The organism is Spirulina sp. LEGE 11439 (assembly GCF_059821285.1).
Map to the genome: position 1 here is coordinate 46,415 of NZ_JCAMRX010000042.1, position 8,757 is coordinate 55,171.

Annotated in this window: 8 protein-coding genes; 4 read left to right on the top strand and 4 right to left on the bottom strand. The window is 46.4% G+C overall.

Features of this window, described 5'->3' with window-relative positions; all coding sequences use genetic code 11:
• The first annotated feature begins 72 nt into the window (after window positions 1-72).
• The 3 genes from AC6RV6_RS22325 to AC6RV6_RS22335 all read left to right on the top strand — a co-directional run bounded on the left by AC6RV6_RS22325 (window position 73) and on the right by AC6RV6_RS22335 (window position 2,701).
• Window positions 73-462, top strand: coding sequence for a slr0373 family blue light stress response protein (locus AC6RV6_RS22325; RefSeq protein WP_500243085.1), 390 nt, complete (start codon window positions 73-75; stop codon window positions 460-462).
• A 154-nt stretch (window positions 463-616) separates the two neighbouring features.
• Window positions 617-2,155, top strand: coding sequence for a stress-responsive protein Ycf46 (ycf46, locus tag AC6RV6_RS22330; protein ID WP_500243086.1), 1,539 nt, complete (start codon window positions 617-619; stop codon window positions 2,153-2,155).
• A gap of 195 nt (window positions 2,156-2,350) precedes the next feature.
• Complete coding sequence (locus tag AC6RV6_RS22335) at window positions 2,351-2,701, top strand: DUF1257 domain-containing protein (protein WP_500243087.1); 351 nt, start codon at window positions 2,351-2,353, stop codon at window positions 2,699-2,701.
• 225 nt (window positions 2,702-2,926) lie between these two features.
• Here AC6RV6_RS22335 and AC6RV6_RS22340 read toward each other — a convergent pair whose 3' ends face one another.
• Window positions 2,927-3,607 carry a PEP-CTERM sorting domain-containing protein gene (locus AC6RV6_RS22340; RefSeq protein WP_500243088.1) on the bottom strand — a complete coding sequence of 227 codons (681 nt, stop codon included), beginning with the start codon at window positions 3,605-3,607 and terminating at the stop codon, window positions 2,927-2,929.
• 66 nt (window positions 3,608-3,673) lie between these two features.
• Entirely contained in the window at window positions 3,674-5,473 is a 1,800-nt protein-coding gene (locus tag AC6RV6_RS22345; RefSeq protein WP_500243089.1) for a protein kinase domain-containing protein, read from the bottom strand.
• 123 nt (window positions 5,474-5,596) lie between these two features.
• On the opposite strand from AC6RV6_RS22345, the gene AC6RV6_RS22350 reads away from it, so the two are divergent.
• Window positions 5,597-5,935, top strand: a complete 339-nt coding sequence (locus AC6RV6_RS22350; RefSeq protein WP_500243090.1) for a P-II family nitrogen regulator — start codon at window positions 5,597-5,599, stop codon at window positions 5,933-5,935.
• A 197-nt stretch (window positions 5,936-6,132) separates the two neighbouring features.
• On the opposite strand, the gene sbcD is transcribed toward AC6RV6_RS22350, so the two are convergent.
• Entirely contained in the window at window positions 6,133-7,413 is a 1,281-nt protein-coding gene (gene sbcD, locus AC6RV6_RS22355) for an exonuclease subunit SbcD (RefSeq protein WP_500243091.1), read from the bottom strand.
• 103 nt (window positions 7,414-7,516) lie between these two features.
• On the bottom strand, window positions 7,517-8,757 hold a 1,241-nt coding region (locus AC6RV6_RS22360), incomplete at its 5' end, for an RRXRR domain-containing protein (protein ID WP_500243092.1).

The following is an 8,757-nucleotide window of genomic DNA, read 5'->3' on the forward strand; positions in this document are numbered from 1 at the left end:
TGTCTTGACAGTTCCCTAAAAAGGCAATTAAGATGCCATAGCATACCCGGGTAAAAACAAAACAAGCACGAGATGCAAGACAAGCACAAAGTCACCCTCTATCTTCCGCCAGACCTCCACCGAAGGCTTAAAATCAAGTCAGCCGTGGATGTTGAATCGATGTCCGCAATGGTAGAGAAAGCAATTCTCTTTTACCTGCAACATCCGGAAGTCATTGAAGAAATTGAGGAGCAATCTTCTACAAAAGTTCGAGGACGAACCCATCAGGTTCACCATTGTCCAGATTGCCGTTCTCCTCTCGTTCACAGAGATGGCGAATTAATTTCCTTAAAAAATCAAGCTGGCGTTCTGATTGAAGAGATTGCCTCAGAAATTTCTGTTGAGAAAGTTCGGGAAAAAGTGATAGAAGAACTAAATTCTCATTCTGATTCTCAAGAAGAAGAAACATTAGTTCCTTGCTAATAAAAATCCATCTTAAAGATCTGTCACTTATTCCACCTAATCTGAATCTCATACCCGATCGCACTGCTAGAGATATTTGGAGACTTCTCCCTATCTCTTAAGATCGAAAGGGGTTTGATGGTTGAGCGATCGCATACTCTAAAGGTTAATCACCATGAAAGAAGAATTAAGCATCCTCATCAAAGCTCAATATCCCCTGATCTACCTCGTCACTCCCGAAGAGCAGCGAGCCGAGAGTGCGATCGCCCGTATTGCCCGAACAGAAACCCAACACCAACAGGTTTTTGTGTGGACGATGACGAAGGGCATGGAGGAATACAGAACTGAAAATATTGAGCGCGATCGCGATCGATCGCGGAATTCAACTCAACACAATACCATCTCTCCGGAAGCGGCCATTCAATGGACGATTCAACGCCAAGAACCGGGGCTGTTTATTTTTAAGGATTTACACGACTTTATTACCGGAGCAGGAGTCAAACGCGCTCTGAGAGATGCGATCGCCTCTTTCAAAGGCACAGAGAAAATTATTATTCTCATGTCTCCCTTACAAGAGATTCCCATCGAACTCGAAAAAGAAGTTGTTGTTCTCGATTTTTCCCTGCCTGATATGGCAGAACTGAATAAGGTTCTTTCCAAGCACCTCGACAAAAACAAAACCAGGCGCACCACGACAGAAGTTCGCGAAAAGCTCTTAAAAGCTGCCCTCGGTTTAACCAAAGATGAAGCCGAAAAGGTGTATCGCAAGGCTTATGTCAAAGCTGGTCGCCTGACCCAAGAAGAAGTTGAGATCATTCTCTCAGAGAAAAAGCAACTGATTCGACGCAATGGCATTTTGGAGTATATCGAGGAAGATGAGACCCTTGATGCGATCGGCGGTTTGGACGAGTTAAAGAAATGGTTGCGGCAGCGTTCTAATGCGTTTACCGAACGCGCAAGGGAATACGGACTCCCTCAACCGAAAGGGATGTTGATTTTAGGCGTTCCGGGGTGTGGAAAATCCTTAATTGCCAAAACGACATCGCGGTTATGGGGTTTGCCCATTCTGCGCTTAGATATGGGACGAGTTTACGATGGTTCGATGGTTGGGCGATCGGAGGCCAATTTACGCAATGCCCTCAGAACCGCCGAGTCAATTTCTCCAGCCATTCTCTTTATTGACGAACTCGATAAATCTTTCGCTGGGGGAACGGGTTCCGCAGATTCCGATGGCGGTACTTCAAGCCGAATTTTCGGTTCTTTCCTAACATGGATGCAGGAAAAAACCTCACCGGTTTTCGTGATGGCAACGGCAAACCGCATCGAACGCTTACCCGGAGAGTTTTTACGTAAAGGACGCTTTGACGAAATATTTTTTGTTGACCTTCCCACGCAACAAGAACGGGAAGAAATCTTTAGAATTCATTTAAGCAAGCGACGGGATGATATTGTACGCTTCGACCTTCTCCAACTTGCTAAAATGTCCGAAGGATTTTCCGGCGCAGAGATCGAGCAGGCAATTATTGCCGCCATGTATGAAGCATTTGCCCAAGATCGGGAGTTCGTACAACTCGATATTATTGCGGCACTCAAAGCCACATTACCTCTGTCTCGGACAATGATGGAACAGGTTACAGCGCTGCGCGAATGGGCCAGACAGCGTGCCAGACCTGCCGCCACCTCCACGGCTGAATATCAGCGCTTGGAGTTCTAACAGGCTTTCTTCGGTCATCTTCTTGGTTAGGAGGTGATGGGAGTAAAGGCTAGCCAGTCGCTAGCAGTTTCGCTCTAGCAAGTTGCTAGAAACCAAAAAAAAAGCTGCCACCAGAAGCCACTCTGACGGCAAGCTCAAATCCAAAAACCCGTTTAAAGATAACACTGTCGTTTACCTTTTCAAGAGGAAATCCAAATGTCTCATTTCAGCACCTTGCGTACCAAAATCTCTGATGTCGCTATTCTCCAAACCTCTTTGCGCGATTTGGGGATCGACGTTAAAAACGATGCCGACGTTCGCGGTTACAACGGACAGCGCGTTCGTGCTGACTTGGTTGCCGTTCTCGATGGCGAATACGATCTCGGTTGGTCTCGCAATAGCGATGGCACCTTCGATTTGATCGCCGACCTTTGGGGTGTTGCGAAGAAGCACAACCAAACTGAGTTAATCAACTCCATTAATCAAAAGTACGCCGTTAACAAAACCTTATCTGAAGTTAAGCAACGCGGTTTACAGAATGCCAATGTGAAGTTGGTCGTTCAGTAACTTCTAGCTTGCGTTCCAAAGTCAATGGGTTGACTGTTTTCAAGTTAACCCTTTTTTTGTGCCTTGAGGTTCGGTATCCCGAACCTCAAGGCTCGTTATGGTACAGAAAAATCGCAGAAAAATCGAGTATAAGCGATCGCATCTCTCCGAGATTCTCACGATTTGCTCAAAACTCCCGCAAGCTAAAATACGCCTTAACAATTTTTGCGAGCGATCGCACTCAATTCAAATTTCATTCTTGTTCCTTTTTTTCAAAAATATACCAAAGCCAAGAGCGATCGTACAGCTAAGAAGAGTTGAAGGTTCAGGAACAGTAGATGATGAATTAAGAACCAATGAAATTTCATCAAAATAACCATCCGAAGAACGGCCTGAATTCCGGCTTGAATCAAGAAGAATTGCTATGGATCTCGTCCCTACAGGTACTCCTCTTTCGTCGAGAAATTGATTCCAGTCATAGACACCCGAAACAGGACGATCGATAAACAGTTCTGATTCGAGTATGTTGTCATCCTCATCTAAGAACGATAGAGTTGCTTTGGCAAGATCGCTAGAACGAGTTTGTAACAAAATACTAAACGAAGAAACAAGATCGCCACGATCTATTTGGGTAGTTAGCGAGCTAACATTTATTGATTGTAGGAGAGTTTGAGAAGAAGCAGAACCCGTACCACCTGTAAACGAAAATTTGCCGATATCTACGGTAGAAGGAAGTCCCCATGTTCGTGAGGAAGTCGTGGAGACCGCATTAATTCCTGTACTTAACCATCCTGTCGTATCTCCCGTTTCCGCATTCCCGTTTTGCACGAGTTCAACGCCAAGTGTTGCTGCATTTACAGGAGAAAATACATTGCTACCACCAAGAATAGCCAGTAAAGTAAAAGCATGACTTGCAAAGTTTTTCATAATAAACCTAATACTTGCTACAGTTTGTTCTTTGGGATGATTGAATCAAGTTTATGCACTTCATCTCTAAATTAATGTCGAAACCTGTGGAGTTGCTCGCTCCCAAATTCTCACAGTCTTATCAAAACTCCCACTGGCCAAAATATTCCCGTCAGGATGAAACGCCAACCCCTTCACCGCCCCCTGATGTTCCTTGAAAGTCAAGAGTTCTTGACATATTGCAACTTGCCAGAATTTAATTGCTCCATCTTCGCTACCACTGACGAGAATGCGCCCCTCGGGACTAAACGCGATCGCACCGACTCCCTTCTGATGACCCGTTAAACTCGCTATTTCTCTCCCCGTCTCTACTTCCCATAACTTAATCGTCCGGTCTTGAGAACCACTGGCTAAAATCTTGCCATCGGGACTAAACGCGATCGCATTCACCCCAGCAAACATCCCCTCATGACCTTTAAATTGAGCAATTTCTTCCCCCGTCTCCACTTGCCACAACCGGATAATTTTATCCAATCCCCCACCCGCCAACAGTTTCCCGTCTGGACTAAACGCCAGACACCACATCCCCTCGGGACTGTGCAGCAAACCTTCTTTTTTCTCCCCCTCTCGCAACCAGACCCCCTTCCCCATGCCGCCACTGGCCAAAATGCGCCCATCGGGACTCAATGCCACACAGAGAATCCCCGCAGGATCGAGAAATTCGCCGATCGCTCGTCCTTGAGGAAACTGCCAAACCTTAAGACTGCGATCCAAACTTCCCGCCGCTAATTTTGCCCCCTCATGACTAAACGCCAGAGCAGAAACGCTATTGGTAAATCCCGTTAACGTGCGAATACTCCACAATGCTTGCATCGGCCAGAGATTCACCGTGCGATCGCGACTGCCACTGGCCAAAATATTTCCATCCGGGCTAAAAGCAACACAGGTCACGCCGTCAATATGGGCAGTGAGAGTGTGGAGACAATGCCAATCCTGCGGCAGGATATCTGGGTCATTCAATGCCGCCAACGCCTCTAAAACCGCATTTGCCGAAGGATAACGATCGCGAGTCGCCCTAGCCAGCATCCGGTCAAAAATAGCGGCCAAGCGATCGTCAACAGGACTCGGCAGCAATTCCAGCCATTGCCACCTTGCCGCCCCCACATCGTACAATTCCAACGGCTCGATCCCCGTAAGTAAATGAATGCAAGTAACCGCCAAACTGTAGAGATCGCTGCTGTAGGAAACTTGCCCGAATGCTTGTTCTGGGGCAGCATAACCCACAGTCCCGATACTCGTTCCTTTCTGGTTTAACGCCGTTTCCGTCGCATATTTCGCCGCCCCAAAATCTACTAACACCAAACACCGATCGGACTGACGGCGAATGATATTTTCAGGTTTGATATCCCGATGAATCACCTTTCCTGCATGGACGAATACCAATATTGAAAGCAGATCCGCTAAAACTTCCAGGACTTCCGACTCGGTAAATGTTCCCTTCACCTGTAACTCTGCGGCTAAATTTTCTCCCGCGATCGCTTCTTGCACGATGTATTGCTGGCGATCCTGTTCAAAATGGGCGTAAAGTTCGGGAATTTGTGCGTGTTGCCCCAATTCGTCCAACCGTATCGCTTCTTGTTGAAAAAGGTTGGCGGCTTTTTGCCAATCTCCTTGTTCTTGGGGATAGAACTGTTTGACAACACAGTGAGGGTGAGAAGGTTTGTACTCATCTCGCGCTAAAAATGTGCGTCCGAACCCTCCCGACGCGATCGCCTCTGTCAGTCGATAGCGTTGGGCGAGGCGTAATTTCGTCCCGCAATTGTGACAAAAATTAGCATTGTCGGTATTGACAGGTTTCACGCAGTCTGGATTAGGGCAGTAACTCATGGAAAACGGAGAGATTCTTCCAACTTTAACAAAATTTCTCGAATTCCCCCGTTAGCAAAACCTCTTTCTCTCTGTAAGATTTATAGAGATAAATTGATTGATTGAGAATCAGGAGTTAAACCCTTGAAGAAAGTAGAAGCCATTATCCGACCCTTTAAACTCGATGAAGTTAAAATTGCTCTCGTGAATGCCGGGATCGTCGGTATGACCGTTTCTGAAGTCCGAGGTTTTGGGCGGCAAAAGGGTCAAACCGAACGCTATCGGGGTTCGGAATACACGGTCGAGTTTTTGCAAAAACTCAAAGTTGAGGTTGTGGTCGAAGATCCTCAAGTCGAGATGGTTGTAGATAAAATTATCACAGCAGCCAAGACTGGAGAGATCGGCGACGGCAAAATTTTTGTCACCCCAGTCGAAGAAATCATTCGCATTCGCACGGGGGAAAGAAATCTCGAAGCGGTTTAATGGCGATCGCGAATTCCTCGAGATTTACTTGTAGAGATGTTGCTCGCAACATCTCTACAAGGTTTTTAAAGAGAGAATTACACTGGCGATCGCTATCAATCCTCGATTGCCTTCTAAAATTCTCTAGAAATAACTGCACGATCCAATTTTGCAAGCTTGGAGAAGCAGGAAAAGATAATCATCAATATCATAATTTTTTATAACAAGCTCAATTGATTAACTTCTTCTCTAGCATGATTTATATCGAGATGAAAATTAATTTCTTCACCATTTAACAACCGTTCTGCTGCATCTAGCATTTCTGATGAAAGGTCTTGTAAATCTTCTCGATTGCCCAAATAGGTTTTAAGTGCCTCAAGAGGATCGAGACTATTATTCGCTCCTAATTCTGGTAAGCGAGGGCGAGCAAGCTGACTGACTAATTCTGGAGTGATTGTATGAGTATGGGCTATTTTTAAAGCGTTTTGCAAACTTTTTGTATCGATCGCTTCAATTTGATCGGAACGCAATTTATAAATCAAACGCACTACCGCATCTGCAATCTCTTTTTTGGCGATCGCTTTGAGGATAGTTTCCGTCGGATTCTCTGCTTGGGAAACATCCACATTAATCGTACAAAATGGCCGAGCAGGAACGGGACAAAACTCCCAATTCACCTCACCTTTTTTAATATCAATTAAAACATAGCCTTTATCTTCTTTTTCTTCACTAAAATCAACCCGTTCGATACTCCCAGGATAAATCACGGGAGGATCGTTTAAAGGGTTGAGATTTTGATGTTTGTGAACGTGACCGAGAGCAACATAATCAAATTCTTCTCGCGTTAATAAAGACATGGGTAATGTAAATCCTTTCCCGACAGCTAGAAAGCGTTCTGCTCCTAAATTTGCCCGATCTGCCATTAAATGCGCTAATAATACTGTCGGCAAATCTGGATCGAGTTTGCGAATTTCTCCTTCTAAAACCGGGTGCAAGCGATCGATTAACATGGCATTAATATCAGCCATTGATAACCCTTCTGTCTCCGGACGAGTTAATAGCGTCGATCGCGTCAGCCAAGGTAAAGTAATCACCTGAATATCACCATTTTTCGTCTGAATGCGATGGGTTTCGATAGAATCCCCCACAATAAATCCGGGAACCGCTAAAGTGCGATAAATCGATAAACTTGCCCCTCCGGTTCCTTGGGAATGCAAATCGTGATTTCCCACTAATAAAATGGTGGGAATATTGGCAGCCGCAAGGCGCTGAAATTGCAGCGCAAAGGCTTGCTGCACGTAAGGAGGAGGGGTGGCATCGGGAAAAGCATCCCCGCCAAAAAGCACCAAATCTGCTTCTTCTATGGCGCGATCGATACAATGTCCTAGAGTCTTGACAAAATCTTCCAATCGTGTATTTAATCCTGTTTCTGGATTGACGCGACCGTGGGTAAAACTACTCCCAATATGAATATCAGAAAGATGTAAAATTTTAATCATCAGAAAATATGCGAGTGGATACCCCAATTCTCTACAGGTTGGGGAGGAAACGAGCATCAACAAATATTTGTTGCTCCAGCGAATTTCGTTCCCTGTTGACAAATTAAACCTGTGGAGCCCTGGAGCAACTCCACTTTGGATGCAGTGAACTGACCGAGCCGCTTCCAGTTGATATCTGACACCGAAACAGCTTTTGCCGTATCCCCCGAACACCATCTGACACCGAAACAGCTTTTGCCGTATCCCCCGAACACCAACCGATGTAGACTCGTCCGGCTTGGGTAGCTCGGACTAAATCTCCCTTGCGAAAGCGGTCAGACCCCGCGTCGGTGCCTGACGCAAGGGAATGCTGACCAAGACATCCATGCCGGGTCACAGTACCACCGTATTTGCGCCGTTTTCCCCCTTTGGCGGGGACGCACAAATGCAATTGGCGACGGGAAATGAGAGGACGGCGAATAATACTAAAGGGTGCGAGAGTGATTTGGGCATTGCCGACCCATGCACCGTGCTTGGCATTGTGGCTATGCCATTCGCGCCATTGCACGAACTCGAATGCAGCCAAGGTGACTCCATCTACGGCATGAGTCGCGGGTTCCGGCTTGGATTTGTCGGTTTTGTTCTTTTCCAAACCCAACCGTTTCCGCAACTGACTCGTACCATTGCCATCTCGTTGCCAACCTTGATGAACCTTGACCGGAGCAAGTTCGGACAGCCATTCGAGCATTTTCTGTTGGCCTACCATGACTGGGGAAAAGCCTTTACCCGATCTTGCCCCTTTTCTTCCACTGGTTCGGTCAACATCTGCCATCACTTTTTCGTAATGGATGACGCTCACTGGATAGATTTGGCATAATTCTCTAATGACTCGAACTTCGAGTTGGCGATTGGCTCGGATGCTCGGCGGTAGCTTTCCTTTTCTGCGATTATTGAAACGTTTTTGACGGTGGCATCGTTGTTCAAAGGGAAGTTTTCGATTAATCCGTCTTCCTCTTCTGGCTCGGCGCATCACTCGACGCAATTCCATCCGCTCGACAATGGTTTTGAAAGGCAGAATTAAATGCCCTGTCCATAGGGTTGCTTTGGCAGATTGAACGCCAATGCCAGAATAGTGCTTGCCGGGGTCTAACCCAACGCCAATGGGTTGTGTTTCTTCTCCTGACGGTTGTTGTAGAAGTTGAACGCAGAAAGTGCCGAGGTTGTTGTAGACGACTTTGGCTTTTCCCTCTCTCAACCACCGTCGGGCGCGGCTGGCTTTGGTGGGCATTAATGGTTTGCCATCGGGTGATAATACGAGAAAAGAGCGGGAGATTGATAGCCCCGTCTCTTTAGAGCGGGGTGGAA

Bases quoted from the DNA above. Each gene is read 5' to 3' on its own strand.
- AC6RV6_RS22345 (WP_500243089.1), bottom strand. From the start codon at position 5,473: ATGAGTTACTGCCCTAATCCAGACTGCGTGAAACCTGTCAATACCGAC.
- sbcD (WP_500243091.1), bottom strand. From the start codon at position 7,413: ATGATTAAAATTTTACATCTTTCTGATATTCATATTGGGAGTAGTTTT.
- AC6RV6_RS22340 (WP_500243088.1), bottom strand. From the start codon at position 3,607: ATGAAAAACTTTGCAAGTCATGCTTTTACTTTACTGGCTATTCTTGGT.
- ycf46 (WP_500243086.1), top strand. From the start codon at position 617: ATGAAAGAAGAATTAAGCATCCTCATCAAAGCTCAATATCCCCTGATC.
- AC6RV6_RS22325 (WP_500243085.1), top strand. From the start codon at position 73: ATGCAAGACAAGCACAAAGTCACCCTCTATCTTCCGCCAGACCTCCAC.
- AC6RV6_RS22335 (WP_500243087.1), top strand. From the start codon at position 2,351: ATGTCTCATTTCAGCACCTTGCGTACCAAAATCTCTGATGTCGCTATT.